The organism is Pseudomonas sp. UBA3153 (genome assembly GCF_002364635.1).
Lineage (GTDB): Bacteria > Pseudomonadota > Gammaproteobacteria > Pseudomonadales > Pseudomonadaceae > Pseudomonas_O > Pseudomonas_O kuykendallii.
This window is the reverse complement of record NZ_DEYR01000082.1, coordinates 42,576-60,923: the sequence shown is the minus strand read 5'-3', so window position 1 is coordinate 60,923 and position 18,348 is coordinate 42,576. Positions and strand designations below refer to the sequence as shown.

Genomic DNA, 18,348 nt, shown 5'->3' with positions numbered 1-18,348 from the left:
CCTTGGGTGCCCTTCTTCATTTCCGACCAGTCGTTCGCTGCTCCAGCAGCCGCGCCGCGCCCCTGGGCTTGTCGGTGAACCAGATCACCCGGCTCACGCCACGGGTTATCGCCACGTAGGCCAGGCGCAGGCTCTCATCCTGCATCGCCTGGTCGTAGCTGTTGCGGAAGAAGCCGGAGTGCCGGTAGAGCGCATTACGCAGCGGGTGCGCCGGGACGCTGGCACCGTCGTCGAGGATGATCGCCACTTCGGCCTGCAGCCCCTTGGCGCGGTGGATCGTGTAGGTCTTCACCGGCAATCGTTCGTCCAGCTCGGCCTGAATTGCCCGCAGAGGCTCGTTGCGCCGACTGAGGACCAGCACGGCGTTGCGCTCCGCACCGGGTCGGCCGAGGGCGTGCTCGCACTGGGCCGTGATCTCCCGCATCAGCCTTGGCAGGTGTCGCCTGATATCGAAGCCGCGCTCCAGCCGCACGCCGTGATCGCCCGGCTGCTCGTGCCTGAAGGCGCGGCTGAGCTTGGCCTGCTTCACCTCGACCCCGGCGAGCACCGCCTCGCCGTCGCGGATCACCGGTTCGATGGAGCGGTAGTTGGTTTCCAGCAGCAACAGCGTGCTCTTGCGCGAGCGCCCGCGGCTGGGGAAGTGGCGATCGAAGTCCATGAACAGCTCCGGAGAACTGCCGCGCCAGCCGTAGATGGATTGCCAGTCGTCGCCGATCGCCATCAGGCTGACGGCGCCGCCCTCGCCCGCCAGGCGCCGGTGTACCGCCTGTAGCCACTGCACGATTTGCGGCGAAATATCCTGGAATTCGTCGATCAGCAGATGCCGCAGCGGTTCCAACGCGCCATCCGGAGGAAGCGTCGGCAACCTGTCGGTGAGCGCCTGGAAGGCGCCATCGAACGTCATCAACCCACGTTCGCTCAACTCGCTGGCGAAGGTTCGCCAGAACATCACCAGCGCTTCAATGAACAGGCGCTCTGCGGCCGGGCACGCCAGCGTCTTCGGCTCCAACCGGTCGATAAGGACGCCAATGCTCTGGATGAACCCGGCCTGCTGGTAGAAAACCTCGAACAGCGGCGCGGCGGAGAACTCGCCGGCCAGTTGATAGGCGTCCAGAGGTGCCTTCATGGGCTCGCCAGGCCTGGGTTCAGGCATGCCCAGGAGCCGATGCACGGCGTCACGGAACGCGAGCTGCTCGGTGTAGCAGCGCTGGTAGGCCTGCCGGAGCAAGGCGGTCTGCGCAGGCTTCAGGCGCGAGGCGGTCAGCGGGTTGTCCGGCTCGGCGCCGGCGCCGCGCTCGGCCAGTTGCTCGAACCAGCAGGGCGCACCCAGGTGTTCGCGCGCCAGCACGGCCATCGCCGAATGAAAGGTCCGCACGCACCTGCGCGCCAGGGCGGCGTCGAAGGGAAACTCCCAGAACGCCAGGACGCGGCCGAGTTGCTCGCGCAGTTGCGCGCAGGACGCGCTGGTGAAGGAAATAACCGTGAGGCTGCCCGGGTCGATGCGCAGGTGGCAAAGCATGAACACCACGCGCAGCACCAGCGTCGTGGATTTCCCCGAGCCGGCGCCGGCGAATACACGCGTCGCTGCCCCACGCGAGAGGATCATCGCCCACTGCTCGTCCGACGGAGCGCTGATCACACCGGCGCTGACGGCCTGGCTCACCCGTTCGCGCATCGCGGCGACCTGAGCGGCCTCAAGGGGCATAGGGCTGGCGGAATAGATCCCGGCGGGCGCGGGTTTGCCGCCAGCGGTCTTGCCGGCGCTGCGCTTCCTGGTCGTTGCGCTGTTCTTTCGCGCGGCACGCTTCTGCGCCACCGGAGCAGCGACAGGCTCGGCATTGAGGTAGGCGGTGGTACGGGGAAAATAGCGCGCCAGCGCGCTGGAAATCAGCAGTTTGTAGCGTTTTACGGCAGACAGCATTCGGTAGTTCCAACCGCTTCGTGTGGCATATCGGCCAAGGGTAAGCCCCGGCGCGGATCGAAGGGGCCATCGGCCGGCATGGCACCATCGAAAATGAAAAAGGCCGCTGAGCGGCCCTTTCCGAGGTCGCTTCGGTTATTCAGCCAGACGCCAGGTGGTGCCGCCCTTGCCATCCTCCAGGACCACGCCCATGGCGCCGAGCTGGTCGCGGATGCGGTCCGATTCGGCCCAGTTCTTGTCGGCACGCGCGCGCAGGCGCGCGGCGATCAGCGCCTCGACCTCGGCGGCATCGACCTTGCCCTCGGCGCCAGCCTGCAGGAAGGCGTCCGCCTCCAGCTGCAATACACCCAGCACCTTCGCCAGCTCTTTCAGCCGCGCGGCCAGCCCGGCGGCGGCCGGCAGGTCGGTGTCACGCAGGCGGTTGACCTCGCGCACCATGTCGAACAGCACCGCGCAGGCTTCCGGCGAGTTGAAATCGTCGTTCATCGCCGTGGCGAAACGCTCGACGAATGCCTCGCCGCCGGCCGGCTCAGCCTGCGGCAGGCCCTTGAGCGCGTGATAGAAGCGCTCCAGCGCGCCCCTGGCTTCCTTCAGGCTGTCTTCGGAATAGTTGATCGGGCTGCGGTAATGGCTGGAAACCAGCAGGTATCGCACTACCTCCGGGTGGTACTTCTCCAGCACCTCGCGGATGGTGAAGAAGTTGCCCAGCGACTTGGACATCTTCTCGCCGTCCACGCGCACCGCACCGGCGTGCATCCAGGATGCCGCGTAGAGCTTGCCGGTGGCCGCCTCGCTCTGCGCGATCTCGTTCTCGTGGTGCGGGAACACCAGGTCCGGGCCGCCGCCGTGGATGTCGAAGGTCTCGCCCAGGCAGCAGGTCGACATCACCGAGCACTCGATATGCCAGCCGGGCCGACCGGCGCCCCACGGCGATTCCCAGCTCGGCTCGCCCGGCTTGGCGCCTTTCCAGAGGACGAAATCCAGCGGGTCCTGCTTGGATTCGTCGACCTCGATACGCGCGCCGACGCGCAGGTCCTCGATCTTCTTGCGCGACAGCTTGCCGTAGCCGACGAACTTGCCAACCCGGTAATAGACGTCGCCGTTGCCCGGCGCGTAGGCAAAACCCTTGTCGATCAGGGTCTGGATCATCGCGTGCATACCGGCGATGTGGCCGGTGGCACGGGGCTCCTGATCGGGACGCAGCACAGCGAGGCGGGCCTCGTCCTCGTGCATCGCGGCGATCATGCGCTCGGTCAGCGCCTCGAAGGATTCGCCGTTCTCCTGCGCGCGACGGATGATCTTGTCGTCGATGTCGGTGATGTTGCGCACGTAGTTCAGCTCGTAGCCGGAATGGCGCAGCCAGCGGGCAATCACGTCGAAGGCCACCATCACACGGGCGTGGCCGATGTGGCAGAAGTCGTACACGGTCATCCCGCAGACATACATGCGCACCTGGTTGCCCAGCAGCGGCTTGAAGGGTTCCTTGGTCTTGCTCAGGGTGTTGTAGATCGAAAGCATGGTCCATGTCCTGAAAAAACGGGCCACATCGCGTGGCCCGTTTCGAGTTCGACGACGTGTTACAGAAAGATCAGCCCTGGCCCCAGGAATCGCGCAGCGTCACCGTGCGGTTGAACACCGGCTGGCCGGGGCGCGAGTCCTTGAGGTCGGCGCAGAAGTAGCCTTCGCGCTCGAACTGGAAGCGCTCTTCCGGCTCGGCCCGGGCCAGCGACGGCTCGGCGCGACAACCGGTGAGCACCACCAGCGACTCCGGGTTGATGTTGTCGAGGAAGCTGGCGCCCTCCTCGGCCTTCTCCGGGTTGGCGGAGCGGAACAGGCGGTCGTACAGGCGCACTTCGCACTCGACGCTCTCGGCGGCCGGCACCCAGTGGATCACGCCTTTGACCTTGCGGCCCTCGGGGTTCTTGCCCAGGGTGTTTTCGTCGTAGGAGCAGCGCAGCTCGACGATGTTGCCGTCGGCGTCCTTGATTGCCTCGTCGGCGCGGATCACGTAGCTGCCGCGCAGGCGCACTTCGCCACCGGGAATCAGGCGCTTGTAGCCGGCCGGCGGGACTTCCTCGAAGTCGCTGGCGTCGATGTAGATCTCGCGGCCGAACGGCAGCACGCGCACGCCCATGTCCTGCTTCGGATGGCGCGCCAGCTCGAGGTTCTCCACCTGGCCTTCGGGATAGTTGGTGATCACCACCTTCAGCGGTTTGAGCACGCACATGGCGCGCGCGGCGTTGGCGTCCAGGTCCTCACGGATGGCGAACTCGAGCATGCCGATGTCGACCACGCCACCGGCGCGGTTGACGCCGATCATGTCGCAAAAGGTGCGGATCGAGGCCGGCGTGTAGCCACGGCGGCGGAAACCCGAGAGCGTCGACATGCGCGGGTCGTCCCAGCCCTGGACGTGCTTCTCGTCCACCAGCTGCTTGAGCTTGCGCTTGCTGGTGATGGTGTAGTTCAGGTTGAGCCGGGCGAACTCGTACTGGCGCGGCTGTGCGGGCACCGGCAGGTTGGCCAGGAACCACTCGTACAGCGGACGGTGATCTTCGAATTCCAGGGTGCAGATCGAGTGGGTCACGCCCTCGATGGCATCCGACTGACCATGGGTGAAGTCGTAGCTCGGGTAGATGCACCACTTGTCACCGGTCTGGTGATGATGCGCATGGCGAATACGGTAGAGGATCGGGTCGCGCAGGTTCATGTTCGGCGAGGCCATGTCGATCTTTGCCCGCAGCGCACGTGCGCCATCGGGGAATTCGCCGGCCTTCATGCGCGCGAACAGATCCAGGTTCTCGGCCACCGAACGGTCGCGGAACGGGCTGTTGCGACCCGCTTCGGTCAGCGTGCCGCGGTACTCGCGCGCTTCCTCCGGAGACAGGTCGTCGACGTAGGCCTTGCCGGCCTCGATCAGGTGAATCGCCCAGGCGTGCAGCTGATCGAAATAGTTGGAGGCGTAGCGCACCTCGCCGGACCACTCGAAGCCCAGCCACTTCACGTCGCTTTCGATGGCGTCGATGTATTCCTGGTCTTCCTTGGCCGGGTTGGTGTCATCGAAACGCAGGTGGCAGTCGCCGCCGAACTCCTTGGCCAGGCCGAAGTTCAGGCAGATCGACTTGGCGTGGCCGATGTGCAGGTAACCGTTGGGCTCCGGGGGAAAGCGCGTGATGATCTTCGCGTGCTTGCCGGCGTCGAGGTCGGCCTGAACAATCGGGCGGAGAAAGTTGCTGGCGGTGGGAGTCTCTGGCTTGCTCATAGGGTCCTTGATCTTATGGTCCGTTGACGTTTCATCGCGATGGAACGGCAACGGCCTCTTCGGGTGCGCCGCGCAGGGTAGGCCGGCCAAATCAAAGCCCGTATGATAGCGAACCCGTCAACCCCCTGACAGCCGCAAAGCGGACGTGCTCGTTGATAGTGGATCGAAGGGCCGCTGCCGCCCCGCTCCGCCTTCGGCCCGCCCGGATTTAACGCCCCGCCCTTTGCCAGACAAGAGTGAATTCCCATGATCAAGTTGCACACCAACCACGGCGTCATAACCCTGAACCTGTTCGAAGACAAGGCCCCGGAAACCGTGGCCAACTTCAAGGAATACGTGAAGGCCGGTCACTACGACAACACCGTGTTCCACCGTGTCATCGGCAACTTCATGATCCAGGGCGGCGGTTTCGAGCCGGGCATGAAGCAGAAGGCCACCCGCGCCACCATCAAGAACGAAGCCAACAACGGTCTCTCCAACAAGACCGGCACCGTAGCCATGGCACGCACCATGGAGCCGCACTCGGCCTCCGCGCAGTTCTTCATCAACGTTGCCGACAACACCTTCCTCGACCACAGCGCGCCGACCGTTCAGGGCTGGGGTTACGCGGTGTTCGGTGAAGTCGCCGAAGGCATGGACGTGGTCGAGAAGATCAAGGGCGTGTCCACCACCATGAAGTCCGGTCACCAGGACGTCCCGGTGGACGACGTGATCATCGAGAAAGCCGAAATCGTCGAGTGATCCCTTGATCCTGCTGATCTCCGATCTGCACCTCGAAGAACAACGCCCGGACATCACCCGGGCGTTTCTGTTTTTCCTGCAGGATCGCGCCGCACACGCCGATGCGCTGTACATCCTCGGCGACTTCTTCGAGGCCTGGATCGGCGACGACGCCATGACCCCCTTCCAGCACCGGATTGCCGGAGCCCTGCGCCAGCTGAGCGACGGCGGCACGCATATCTACCTGATGCACGGCAATCGCGACTTCATGATCGGCAAGGCCTTCTGTCGCGAAGCCGGCTGCACGTTGCTCGCCGACCCGAGCGTGGTCGAGCTGCAGGGCGAGCGCGTGCTGCTGATGCACGGCGACAGCCTGTGCACCCGCGACGTCGCCTACATGCGCCTGCGCCGCTGGCTGCGCAACCCGCTGGTGCTGCTCATTCTGCGCAATCTGACGCTGGCCACCCGGCACAGGCTCGGTCGCAAGCTGCGCAAGGAAAGCCGCATGCAGACCCGGCAGAAAGCCGCGGACATCGTCGACGTCACCCCGGATGAGGTGCTCCGGCTGATGCACGAACATGGCGTGCAGCGGCTGATCCACGGCCACACCCATCGCCCCTCACGGCATCCACTGCAGGTCGACGGCCAGCCGGCCGAACGCATCGTGCTCGGCGACTGGGATGCCCAGGGCTGGGCGCTGCAGATCGACGCCGAAGGCTATCGCCTCGACGCCTTCCCGCTCGGCTGATCAGTAGACGTCGCGCAGGTAGCGCTGCTGTTCCGCCAGGCCTCGGATGAATGCCGCGGCACGCTCTTCGTCCAACCCGCCGTGATCGCGGACGACCTCGCGCAGGGCGGCGTCGACATCCCTGGCCATGCGGCTGGCATCGCCACACAGGTACAGGCTGGCGCCCTCCTCCAGCCAGCGCCACAGCTCCGCGCCGTTCTCGCGGATGCGTTCCTGCACGTAGAGCTTCCGCGCCTGGTCACGGGAAAACGCCAGGCTCAGGCGCGTGAGCAGGCCATCGCGCTGCATCTCCTGCAGTTCGTCGCGGTAGTAGAAGTCCGATGCCTCGTGCTGTTCACCGAAGAACAGCCAGTTGCGCCCCTTATCACCGCGCATCCGCCGCTCCTGGAGAAAGGCGCGGAACGGCGCTACGCCGGTGCCGGGACCGATCATCACCATCGGCGCATCGCCATCGGCCGGCGGCCGGAAATGCTTCGAGCGCTGCACGAACACCGGGACTTCGCCGCCCTGCGCGCGGTCGGCGAGGAAGGTCGACGCCACGCCCTTGCGCTTGCCGTAGCGCACGGTCGACACGGTCAAGTGGACTTCGCCGGGGTGCGCCTTGGGGCTGGAGGCGATCGAATACAGCCGCGGCTGTAGCCGTTTCAGGCTGCCGAGCAACTCCTCGGCGGCGTAGCGGGCGGGAAACGCCTGCAGCACGTCGGCCAGTTGCCGGTTCCATAGCCAGCCGCCCAGATCGGCCCGGCGATCGCCCAGCAGCGCCTTCAGTTCGTCGCTGTGGCTGCGCTCGGCGATCAGCGCCAGGGCTTCCTGGCTCGGCCTGGCGATCTCGAAATGACTGCTCAACGCCTCGCGCAGCGGTAAATCGCCGACCCGCGCGACATTCACGAGTTGCTCGCCGTCCAGCTTAGCCAGGGAAAGCACTTCCTCGACCAGCGCCGGGCAGTTCTTCGGCCATACGCCGAGCGCATCGCCGGCCTGGTAACTCAGCCCCGACTCGCCCAGACCGAGCGCGAACAGGCGGGTTTCCTTGCCGGAGCCTTCGCCGTTGAGCTTCAGGTTGACCAGCAACTCGGCACCCAGCGGGCGCTCCTTGCTGACCACCTCTGTCGGTTCGGCCCGGGCGACAACGAAGGCGCCGCCAGCCGAAGGCACCGCCGCCGCGCCGCCGTGAAGCATGGGCAGCAGTTCTTCCAGCCAGGCGCCGGCGGGCTCATCGAAATCGCTGTCGCAGGCCAGGCAGGCGCGCAGCGGCGTGGCGCCGAGTTCGGCCAGGCGGCGGTCGAGGTTCCTGCCGTGTTGACAGAACCGTTCGTAGCTGGAGTCGCCCAGCGCCAGCACCGCATACCGCAGGTTTTCCAGGCTCGCCGATGCGGCGCACAGGCCTTCCCAGAAGCGCTGCCCGTTGTCCGGGGCATCGCCGTCGCCGAAGGTGCTGCTGAGCATCAGCACCGTGCTGGTTTCCGCCAGTCGCTGGGCCGGGAAGTCACTCATGCAGTGCGACGCCACGCCCAGCCCGGCCTCGCCCAGGCGGGCGGCAAAGCGTTCGGCCAGTGCTTCCGCGTTGCCGGTCTGCGAGGCCCAGAGCAGCGTGACCTGCGGCAGCGCCGGAGCCTGCCTGGCGGGAGCCGGCGAATGGCGGCTGAACAGGCCAGCGAGCATGCCGTCCAGCCACAGGCGAGTATCGACCGCCAACGGCGCCTGGGCCGGCAGGCTCGGCACGCCGACACCCTCGGCGGAGCGCAGGCCGCTGATGAAGCCTGACAGGTAAATCCGCTCGCTTTCAGTGAGCACCGGCGGCGCGTAGCTGGCGTCGCCGAGCCGCGCGGCGAAGGCTTCCACCGGCGCCGTCACCTCGCTCTGCGGCGTCGGGGTGTCGAGAAATCGGTGTTCGATCAGCTCGACCTTGCTCAGCGCCACGGCGCTGAACTTGAATTCGGGCTGCAAGGAAATCGGGTCGACGGCGCTGCTGGTCACGGCATTGATTGCCAGCCCCTCGCCCTGCGCGTCGTTCCAATGGAACGGCGCGAAGCAGTTGCCGGGCAGCACGCGCTCGCTGACCACCACCGGCAGCACCGCCGCACCGCGCCGAGAACGGATCTGCAAGCGATCCCCCTCAGCCACGCCCAGCCGCCCGGCGTCCTCGGGGTGGATTTCCACGAAAGGGCCGGGGTTGAGCTTGTTCAAGGTGGCGACCTTGCCGGTCTTGGTCAGCGTGTGCCACTGGTGCTGCACGCGCCCGGTGTTGAGCACGATGGGAAAATCGTCGTCGGGCATTTCCGCGGGGCTCATGTACGGCCTTGCGAAGAACCGCGCCTTGCCGCTCGGCGTGGCAAACGCCAGCCGGGGCAGGCTGCCGTCCTCGCGCCGGTGCAGGCGCTGGCTGATGCCGTCGTTCAGGTAGCGCCGCGGATGGCGCTCATGCCCGCCTTCCGGCGAGCACGGCCATTGCTGCGGCGCCTGGCCCAGGCTGGCGTGGCTGACGCCGCGAATGTCGTAGCCGGTCGCGGGATTGTGGAAGCGCCTGATCTCCTCGAACACCTCACTGGCGGAGGCGTAGCTGAACGCCTCGGCGTAGCCCATGGCGCATGCCACGCGGGCGATCAACTGCCAGTCGGCGATGGCCTCGCCAGGGGGCTCGACGGCCCGTGGCGCCAGGCTGAGGGTGCGCTCGGAGTTGATCATCACGCCGTCGGCCTCGGCCCAGAGCGCGCCGGGCAGAAGGATGTCGGCGTAGCGGTTGGTTTCGCTGTCGAGAAAGGCGTCTTGGGCGATCACCAACTCGGCGGCCTGCAGGCCCGCGATCACCGTCTCGCGGTTGGCGACGCTGGCCACCGGATTGGTGCAGATGATCCAGCAGGCCTTCACCTTGCCAGCGCGCATGTCCTCGAACAGCGCCACGGTTCCCCCACCGGTCTCGCCGCGCAGGGTGCCGCGCGGCACGCCCCAGGCGTTCTCGACGAACGCGCGGTCTTCCTCGATCAGCACCGAGCGTTGTCCCGGCAGGCCGGGCCCCATGTAGCCCATCTCCCGTCCACCCATGGCGTTGGGTTGCCCGGTGAGGGAAAACGGCCCGCTGCCTGGCCGGCAGAGGGCGCCGGTGGCCAGGTGCAGGTTGCACAGTGCATTGGTGTGCCAGGTGCCGTGGGTGCTCTGATTCAGGCCCATGGTCCACAGGCTCATCCATTCGCCGGCTTCGCCGATCCACTGCGCCGCCTGGCGGATGTCCGCCTCGGCCAGCCCTGTCAGCGTGGCGACGTGCGCCGGCGTGTAGTGTTCGAGAAACGCCGGCAGCGCCTCCCAGCCTTCCGTGAACGCCGCGATGAAGGCTTCATCGCAGTGGCCGTTCTTCCACAGCAGGTGCAGCAGGCCATTGAGCAACGCCAGATCGGTGCCGGGACGGATCTGCAGGAACAGGTCGGCCTTGTCCGCCGTGGCGCTGCGCCGCGGATCGACGACGATCAGCCGGGCCCCGGCCTTGCGCCGGTCGAGCAGGCGCAGGAACAGGATCGGATGACAGTCCGCCATGTTCGCGCCGATGACGAAGAACAGGTCGGCATGCTCGAAGTCCTCGTAGGAACCGGGCGGCGCGTCCGAACCCAGCGACAGCTTGTAGCCGCTGCCGGCGCTGGCCATGCACAGCCGCGAGTTGGACTCGATGTTGTTGGTCCGCCAGAAGCCCTTGGCCAGCTTGTTGGCCAGGTACTGCGCCTCCAGCGACATCTGCCCGGAGACATACAGCGCCAGCGCGTTGGGGCCATGGCTATCGAGAATGCCGCGCAGGCGCGACGCGGCTGCCTGGATGGCCTCCTCCAGGCCAACCTGCGCCGGCTGCTGCGGGCGCTCGCTGCGCAGGTAGGCATGCTGCAGGCGGCCGGACGCGGTGATCGGCTGCGCGCAGGTGGTGCCCTTGGTGCACAGACGGCCGAAGTTGCTCGGATGCTGCCTGTCGCCGCTGACCTTGAGTACGCGGTTGTCCTCCACCTCCATGAGGATGCCGCAGCCCACGCCGCAATAAGGACACACACTCCTGACCGTGTTGCTCGCCATACCCGGACCTCGAATCACAGAAACAAAAAAAGGCGCCGTATCGCTCTTCCGTTTTCAACGGGAGCGGCACGGCGCCTTTGTCGTAAGGGTGCGCAATCGTTTTTGATCACGCGCAGCGAGGACGGTGCAAGGCACACGCCAGGTTTGCCATCGGGTCGACGATGCGCTCGCAGACGGCGGTTTCATTGAGTTCGGCGCCCGCCGGCAGGTACTTCGGCGATCGCGCTGCGCACCGCGCCGCGGCCCCACAACGAGGCACGGTCGACGGCGCGGCCCGTCATTGGGGCAGATTCACCAACCGGGCTCGTCGCATCGGAAGGTCGCTGGCCGCGCCGCTCGAGCGGACGCAAGGGCGTGCCGTTCCTGGCCTGGAGGTTTTTTCGTGGCACGGAACACGGCCTCGAACGCCGTTCTGGCATGGCCGCTGCATCGGTGCATTCGCCGCAGCGTGCCGTCGAAGACCGCAACGCTCCGCCAGGCAGCCTGGCGAACGGCACCACAATTCATGTGAAGAACAGGCAAAGGCGCCCGCGGACCGAAAGGTCCCGGGCGCTTTTTTTTGCCTCCAGAAAACCGTATCGGTCGGGGTAACCCATGAACTCAGCCACCTCCTTCAATCCTGTGCAAACGCTGATCGTCATCGGCAACGGCATGGTCGGCCACCACTGCGTCGAGCAACTGGTCGCCATGGGTGCCCTGCAACGCTATCGCATCCATGTGTTCGGCGAGGAAGGCCAGCGCGCCTACGACCGCGTGCACCTGTCCGAATACTTCGGCGGTCGCGATGCCGAGTCGCTGGCCATGAGCGACGCGGAGTTCTACCAGCAGCCGGGCCTGACGCTGCATCTGGGAACGCCGGTGCTGGAGATCGACCGCCAGCGCCGCGAAGTAATCACCGCCAACGCCTGCTTCCCCTACGACAAGCTGGTGCTGGCTACCGGCTCCTACCCGTTCGTGCCGCCCATCGAGGGCGCCGAGGGCAATTCGCGCCTGGTCTACCGCACCCTCGACGATCTGGACAGCATTCGTGCCGCCGCCAGCCAGGCGCGCCGTGGCGTGGTGGTTGGCGGTGGCCTGCTCGGCCTGGAAGCGGCCAACGCGCTGAAATCCCTCGACCTGGAAGCTCATGTCGTGGAGTTCGCCCCGCGCCTGATGCCGGTGCAGCTGGACGAGCATGGCGGCGCGGCGCTGAAGGCGCGCATCGAGGCGCTGGGCGTCGGCGTGCACCTGTCGCGCGCTACCCAGTCGATCACCGCCGGCGAGCAGTACCGCTACCGGATGAACTTCGCAGAGGGCGAGTTCCTAGAAACCGATCTGATCGTGTTCTCCGCCGGTATCCGCCCGCAGGACGCCCTCGCCCGCCAGTGCGGACTGGAACTCGGACCGCGCGGCGGCATCGCCGTCGACGAGCACTGCCGCAGCAGCGACGCCGATATCTACGCCATCGGCGAATGCGCCGCCTGGAACGGCAGCGTCTTCGGCCTGGTCGCGCCGGGCTACCGGATGGCGCGCAAGGCCGCCGCCGAACTCTGCGGGCAGCCGTGCGAGCCCTTCCTCGGTGCCGACATGTCGACCAAGCTCAAGCTGCTCGGCGTGGACGTCGGCTCCATTGGCGACGCCCACGGCGCCAGCGCCGGCTCGCGCAGCTACCGCTACATCGACGAAACCACCGCCAGCTACCGCCGCCTGGTGGTTTCCGCCGACGGCAAGCAGGTACTCGGTGCGGTGCTGGTCGGCGACAACAGCTACTACGACACCCTTCTGCAATACGCGCAGAACGGCATCGCCCTGCCCGCCGACCCGGCCAGCCTGATCCTGCCGCGCGGCGAGTCCGCGCCGGCACTGGGCGTCGACGCGCTCCCCGCGACAGCGACTATTTGCTCCTGCCACAACGTCAGCAAGGGCGCGGTGTGCTGCCAGGTAGATGACGGCATCACCGACCTCGCCGAACTCAAGGCCGCGACCAAGGCCGGCACCGGTTGCGGCGGCTGCAGCGCCCTGCTCAAGCAGGTCTTCGAGCACGAACTGAGCACCCGCGGCGTAACCGTCGACAAGAGCCTCTGCGAGCACTTCGCCTTCACCCGCCAGGAGCTCTACGGCATCGTCCGCGTGGAGGGCATCGAGAATTTCGACACGCTGCTCGCCCGCCACGGTAAGGGCGAAGTCGGCTGCGACATCTGCAAGCCGGTGGTGGGCTCGATCCTCGCCTCTTGCTGGAATCGGCCGATCATGGAGCCTTCTCTCGTGCCGTTGCAGGACACCAACGACACCTTCATGGCCAACATGCAGAAGAACGGCACCTATTCGGTGGTGCCGCGCATTCCGGGCGGCGAGATCACCCCGGACGGGCTGATCGCCATCGGCGCGGTGGCGAAGAAATACGACCTCTACACCAAGATCACCGGCGGCCAGCGTATCGACCTGTTCGGCGCGCAGCTGCATGAACTGCCGGACATCTGGGGCGAACTGATCGCCGCCGGCTTCGAGACCGGCCACGCCTACGGCAAATCCACGCGCACAGTGAAGTCCTGCGTCGGCAGCACCTGGTGCCGCTACGGCGTGCAGGACAGCGTGAAGATGGCGCTGCGCATCGAGCACCGCTACAAGGGGCTGCGTTCGCCGCACAAGCTCAAGTTCGCGGTGTCCGGTTGCACCCGCGAGTGCGCCGAGGCGCAGAGCAAGGACATCGGCGTGATCGCCACCGAACACGGCTGGAACCTCTACGTCTGCGGCAACGGCGGCATGCGTCCGCGACATGCCGAGTTGTTCGCCACCGACCTCGACGACGAAACCCTGATCCGCACCATCGACCGCCTGCTGATGTTCTACATCCGCACCGCCGACAAGCTGCAGCGCACCTCGGTCTGGCGCGAATCGCTTGAGGGCGGCCTCGACTACCTCAAGGCCGTGGTCATCGACGACAGCCTGAGCCTGGCCGGCGAACTGGAGGCGCAGATGCAACTGGTGGTGGACCGTTACGAATGCGAATGGGCGAACGCCCTCGCCGACCCCGACAAGCTCAAGCGCTTCCGCACCTTCGTCAACGACCGCGGCGGCGACCCCGACATCCGCTTCGTCAAGGAGCGCGGCCAGCGCCGCCCGGCAGGCGCCAACGAACCCGAACTGATTCCCCTGACCGTGGAGAACGTCTGATGAACACTTCGAGAGAAACGCCCGCGGCGATGGGCGGCAACCACTGGCGGGAGGTCTGCGGCGAGCGCGACCTGGTCGCCGAGTCCGGCGTGGTGGTGCTGCTCGAGGGTCGGCAGATCGCGCTGTTCTACCTGCCGCAGCAGGCCGACCGGCCGCTCTATGCCCTCGACAACCGCGACCCGAAATCCTCCGCCAACGTGATTGGCCGCGGCATCGTCGGCCAGCTCGGTGGCGAACTGGTCATCGCCTCGCCGCTGTACAAGCAGCACTTCCGCCTGGAAGACGGCAGTTGCGTGGAGTATCCAGACCAACGCCTGCGCGCCTGGCCGGTGCGCTTGCGCGACGGCAAGGTGGAGGTGTTCGACGGGGAGTGAGGATGACGGCATCCGTAGCCCGACCTGGCACGGCGCTACCCTCCTGCGCTATCCACGCAAAAAGCCGGCCCGCGGTGCGACCGCTTTTTGCCCTTGAGCTTGCCTCCCGGCGGCGTGCCCATTAACCCGGCAATTGTCTGGTAAAGTCGCGGGCGCGCCACAGGGAAGCAGGAAGCATGGATAAGAAGTCGCTCTCCGAACGAGACATCTGCAGCAAATACATATCGCCAGCCATTCAGCAGGCCGGCTGGGATATGCACAAACAAGTGCGTGAAGAGGTCGGCTTCACCAAGGGCCGGATCATCGTACGGGGCAAGCTGCACAGCCGAGGCGAGTCCCGACGTGCCGACTACATCCTCTATCACCGCCCCAACCTGCCCATCGCCGTGATCGAGGCCAAGGACAACAAGCATTCGCTGGGCGCCGGCATGCAGCAGGCGCTTGGCTATGCCGAAGCGCTGGACGTGCCCTTCGTATTTTCCAGCAACGGCGATGGCTTTCTCTTCCATGACCGCAGCGGCACCGGCAGCCAGGTGGAAACCGCGCTGAGCCTGGACCAGTTCCCCAGCCCCGACGAGCTCTGGCAGCGCTATTGCCAGTGGAAGGGCCTGGATGCCCCGGCCAGGCAGAAAGTCGAGGCACCGTACTACGACGACGGTTCCGGGCACACGCCGCGCTATTACCAGATGAACGCCATCAACCGTACCGTCGAAGCGGTGGCACGTGGGCAGGATCGCATCCTGCTGGTGATGGCAACCGGCACGGGAAAGACCTACACCGCCTTCCAGATCATCTGGCGTCTGTGGAAGTCCGGGCAGAAGAAACGCATTCTGTTCCTTGCCGACCGCAACATCCTGGTCGACCAGACCAAGACCAAGGACTTCAAACCCTTCGGCCCGGCGATGACCAAGATCGCCAAGCGGCAGATCGACAAGTCCTACGAGATATACCTGTCGCTGTACCAGGCCGTCACCGGCGCCGAAGAAGACAAGAACATCTACAAGCAGTTTTCCCGCGACTTCTTCGACCTCATCATCATCGACGAATGCCATCGCGGCAGCGCCGCCGCGGACTCGGCCTGGCGCGAGATCCTCGACTACTTTTCCAGCGCCACCCATATCGGCCTGACTGCCACACCCAAGGAAACCAAAGAGGTTTCCAGCAGCACCTACTTCGGCGAGCCGGTGTACAGCTACAGCCTCAAACAAGGCATCGAAGATGGCTTTCTCGCCCCTTACAAGGTGGTGCGCATCGACTTCGACAAGGATCTGCAAGGCTGGCGCCCGCCCAAGGGCATGCGCGACAAGAACGGCGAACTGATCGAAGACCGCATCTACGACCTCAAGGACATGGATCGCCAACTGGTCATCGAAGCGCGCACCTGGACGGTGGCGGCGAAGGTCAGCGAGTTCCTCAAGGCCACCGACCCGTACCAGAAGACCATCATCTTCTGCGACGACATCGACCACGCCGAGCGCATGCGCCAGGCTCTGGTCAACCTCAATCCCGAGCGCATCGCCGAGAACCGCAAGTACGTCATGCGCATCACCGGCGATGACCAGGAGGGCAAGGCCGAGCTGTACAACTTCATCGACCCCGAACTGCGCTACCCGGTCATCGCCACCACCAGCAAGCTGCTGACCACCGGGGTGGACGCCCAGACCTGCAAGCTGATCGTGCTCGACCAGCACATCAAGTCCATGACCGAGTTCAAGCAGATCATCGGCCGTGGCACGCGTATCAACGAGGATTACGGCAAGTACTGGTTCACCATCATGGACTTCAAGAAAGCCACCGAACTGTTCGCCGACCCGGCCTTCGACGGCGAGCCCGTGGTGATCTACAGCCCTGAAGGGGATGCGTCCCCCGTTCCGCCGGACAGCCCACTGGATGAAGAAGACGGCATCGTCGACGGTGGCGACTGGCTGCCCGAAGAAAACGAAGCCGACGGCGGCGAAGAGGCCAAGAAGCGCATCAAGTACGTGATCGACGGCGTGCCGATCTACGTCCTCGCCGAACGCGTGCAGTACTACGGGCCGGACGGCAAGCTGATCACCGAATCGCTGCGCGACTACACCCGCACCTGCGTGCAGAAACAGTTCGCCTCGCTCGATGACTTCCTGCGCCTGTGGAGCAGTGCCGAACAGAAGAAGGCCATCATCGACGAACTCGCCGCCCAGGGCGTGATGTGGGAAGCGCTGGCCGAAGAAGTCGAGGCCAAGCGCGGCCAGGCCCTCGACCCCTTCGACCTGATCTGCCACGTCGCCTTCGACCAGCCTCCGCTGACCCGCAAGGAGCGCGCCGAGCAGGTGAAGAAGCGCAACTACTTCGCCAGATACTCCGGCGCCGCCCGCCAGGTGCTGGAGGCCCTGCTCGACAAGTACGCCGATACCGGCATCGAGCATATCGAGGACATCCGCATTCTTCGCCTCGCGCCGTTCAGCCAGATCGGCGCACCCATGGAGCTGGTCGGGGCGTTTGGTGACCGTGCCGGTTACGACAAGGCTCTGCACGAGCTGGAAGCCGAGCTTTACGCAGGCTAGCCATACCCTTGTAGGCTGGGTTAGCCGCGCAGCGGCGTAACCCAGCAACGCCCAATCTCATTACAATCCCCCGCTTTTGCAGCACCTCCCGAGAAATCGTCATGTCCATCAGCTCAACCATCAAATCCATCCAGGACATCATGCGCAAGGACGTCGGCGTCGACGGCGATGCTCAGCGCATCGGCCAGCTCGTGTGGATGCTGTTCCTCAAGATCTTCGATGACCGCGAGCTGGAATGGGAGCTGATGGACGATAACTACCGCTCGCCAATCCCCGAGAGCTGCCGCTGGCGTACCTGGGCCGCCAACCCGGAAGGCATCACCGGTGAGGAGCTCAAGCAGTTCATCGACAACAACCTGTTCCCGCAACTGCAGAACCTCCACGAATACAGCACCACGCCAGCCGCCTACGTGGTGCGCGGCGTATTCGAGGATGCCTACAACTACATGAAGTCCGGCCAGCTCATCCGCCAGGTGATCAACAAGATTCAGGAGGGCGTGGACTTCAACAAGGCGCGGGAGCGACACGAGTTCGGCAACCTTTACGAGCAACTGCTGCGCGATCTGCAGAACGCCGGCAACGCCGGCGAGTTCTACACCCCGCGCCCGGTCACCGAATTCATGGTGCGCATGGTCGACCCCAAGCTGCACGAGAAGGTCATGGACCCGGCCTGTGGTACCGGCGGCTTCCTCACTTGCACCATCGACCACAAGCGCAGCCGTTACGTGAACACCGCCGAGGACGAGCACGTACTCCAGGCGAGCATCTTCGGTGTGGAGAAAAAGCCGCTGCCGCACCTGCTGGCCACCACCAATATGATCCTGCATGGCATCGAGGTGCCCAGCCAGATCAAGCACGACAACACCCTGAAGCGCTCCTTGATCAGTTGGGGACCAGGCGAGCGCGTCGACTGCATCGTCGCCAACCCGCCGTTCGGCGGCATGGAAGAAGACGGCATCGAAAGCAACTTCCCCGCCGCCTTCCGCACCCGTGAAACCGCCGACCTGTTTCTGGTGTTGATCATGCACCTGCTCAAGGACGGCGGCCGCGCCGCCGTGGTGCTGCCGGATGGCTTTCTGTTCGGCGAAGGCATCAAGAGCCGCATCAAGGAAAAGCTGCTCACCGAATGCAACCTGCATAGCATCGTTCGCCTGCCCAATGGCGTGTTCAACCCCTACACCGGGATCAAGACCAACCTGCTGTTCTTCACCAAGGGCACGCCGACCAAAGAGGTGTGGTTCTACGAGCACCCGTACCCGGCCGGGGTAAAGAACTACTCCAAGACCCGCCCCATGCGCATCGAAGAATTCGCCATCGAGGAAGCCTGGTGGGGCAGCGAGGCCGACGGCTTTGCCGCGCGAGTGGAGAACGAATTCGCCTGGAAGGTCAGCCTGGACGAGATCAAGGCGCGCAACTGGAACCTGGACTGCAAGAACCCGCACGTCGGTGAGCAGATCAGCCACGACCCGGATGAGCTGCTGCGTAACTATGCCGCCCTGCAAGGTGAGATCGGCGAGCTGCGTGACCAGCTCAAGGCCGTGCTGGCCGAAGCGCTGGAACGCCAGTGAGCTCCTGGGGGG

The 18,348-nt window shown here is 65.5% G+C and carries 10 protein-coding genes; 6 read left to right on the top strand and 4 right to left on the bottom strand.

What is annotated here, in order from left to right; genetic code table 11:
• Nucleotides 1–16: 16 nt before the first annotated feature.
• The 3 genes from B2X67_RS18135 to B2X67_RS18125 all read right to left on the bottom strand — a co-directional run bounded on the left by B2X67_RS18135 (nt 17) and on the right by B2X67_RS18125 (nt 5,180).
• Nucleotides 17–1,921 carry a DEAD/DEAH box helicase gene (locus tag B2X67_RS18135; protein WP_286786363.1) on the bottom strand — a complete coding sequence of 635 codons (1,905 nt, stop codon included), beginning with the start codon at nt 1,919–1,921 and terminating at the stop codon, nt 17–19.
• Nucleotides 1,922–2,056: 135 nt separating this feature from the next.
• Complete coding sequence (cysS, locus tag B2X67_RS18130) at nt 2,057–3,439, bottom strand: cysteine--tRNA ligase (protein WP_282338537.1); 1,383 nt, start codon at nt 3,437–3,439, stop codon at nt 2,057–2,059.
• Between the two features lie 70 nt (nt 3,440–3,509).
• Nucleotides 3,510–5,180: a glutamine--tRNA ligase/YqeY domain fusion protein gene (locus tag B2X67_RS18125; protein WP_286786362.1), complete on the bottom strand. Its 1,671-nt coding sequence runs from the start codon at nt 5,178–5,180 to the stop codon at nt 3,510–3,512.
• Between the two features lie 246 nt (nt 5,181–5,426).
• On the opposite strand from B2X67_RS18125, the gene B2X67_RS18120 reads away from it, so the two are divergent.
• Nucleotides 5,427–5,921, top strand: a complete 495-nt coding sequence (locus tag B2X67_RS18120; RefSeq protein ID WP_090230649.1) for a peptidylprolyl isomerase — start codon at nt 5,427–5,429, stop codon at nt 5,919–5,921.
• A gap of 4 nt (nt 5,922–5,925) precedes the next feature.
• Nucleotides 5,926–6,648, top strand: coding sequence for a UDP-2,3-diacylglucosamine diphosphatase (gene lpxH, locus B2X67_RS18115; protein ID WP_282338539.1), 723 nt, complete (start codon nt 5,926–5,928; stop codon nt 6,646–6,648).
• Here the strand turns inward: lpxH and B2X67_RS18110 are convergent, their stop codons facing one another.
• Nucleotides 6,649–10,698: a bifunctional nitrate reductase/sulfite reductase flavoprotein subunit alpha gene (locus B2X67_RS18110; protein ID WP_286786361.1), complete on the bottom strand. Its 4,050-nt coding sequence runs from the start codon at nt 10,696–10,698 to the stop codon at nt 6,649–6,651. It abuts the gene before it with no gap.
• A 594-nt stretch (nt 10,699–11,292) separates the two neighbouring features.
• On the opposite strand from B2X67_RS18110, the gene nirB reads away from it, so the two are divergent.
• From nirB to B2X67_RS18090, 4 genes are all read left to right on the top strand, one after another.
• On the top strand, nt 11,293–13,851 hold the full coding sequence (gene nirB, locus B2X67_RS18105; protein WP_286786360.1) for a nitrite reductase large subunit NirB: 2,559 nt from the start codon (nt 11,293–11,295) through the stop codon (nt 13,849–13,851).
• Nucleotides 13,851–14,225 carry a nitrite reductase small subunit NirD gene (gene nirD, locus B2X67_RS18100; protein ID WP_282338542.1) on the top strand — a complete coding sequence of 125 codons (375 nt, stop codon included), beginning with the start codon at nt 13,851–13,853 and terminating at the stop codon, nt 14,223–14,225. The genes nirB and nirD overlap by 1 nt, the downstream gene beginning before the upstream one ends.
• A 176-nt stretch (nt 14,226–14,401) precedes the next feature.
• A complete protein-coding gene (gene hsdR, locus B2X67_RS18095; protein ID WP_286786359.1) occupies nt 14,402–16,768 on the top strand; it encodes an EcoAI/FtnUII family type I restriction enzme subunit R in 2,367 nt (788 codons plus the stop codon).
• Nucleotides 16,769–16,869: 101 nt separating this feature from the next.
• A complete protein-coding gene (locus tag B2X67_RS18090) occupies nt 16,870–18,336 on the top strand; it encodes a type I restriction-modification system subunit M (protein WP_286786358.1) in 1,467 nt (488 codons plus the stop codon).
• Nucleotides 18,337–18,348: the final 12 nt, after the last annotated feature.

Bases quoted from the DNA above. Each gene is read 5' to 3' on its own strand.
- B2X67_RS18120 (WP_090230649.1), top strand. From the start codon at position 5,427: ATGATCAAGTTGCACACCAACCACGGCGTCATAACCCTGAACCTGTTC.
- B2X67_RS18110 (WP_286786361.1), bottom strand. From the start codon at position 10,698: ATGGCGAGCAACACGGTCAGGAGTGTGTGTCCTTATTGCGGCGTGGGC.
- B2X67_RS18135 (WP_286786363.1), bottom strand. From the start codon at position 1,921: ATGCTGTCTGCCGTAAAACGCTACAAACTGCTGATTTCCAGCGCGCTG.
- cysS (WP_282338537.1), bottom strand. From the start codon at position 3,439: ATGCTTTCGATCTACAACACCCTGAGCAAGACCAAGGAACCCTTCAAG.
- nirD (WP_282338542.1), top strand. From the start codon at position 13,851: ATGAACACTTCGAGAGAAACGCCCGCGGCGATGGGCGGCAACCACTGG.
- hsdR (WP_286786359.1), top strand. From the start codon at position 14,402: ATGGATAAGAAGTCGCTCTCCGAACGAGACATCTGCAGCAAATACATA.
- B2X67_RS18090 (WP_286786358.1), top strand. From the start codon at position 16,870: ATGTCCATCAGCTCAACCATCAAATCCATCCAGGACATCATGCGCAAG.
- B2X67_RS18125 (WP_286786362.1), bottom strand. From the start codon at position 5,180: ATGAGCAAGCCAGAGACTCCCACCGCCAGCAACTTTCTCCGCCCGATT.
- nirB (WP_286786360.1), top strand. From the start codon at position 11,293: ATGAACTCAGCCACCTCCTTCAATCCTGTGCAAACGCTGATCGTCATC.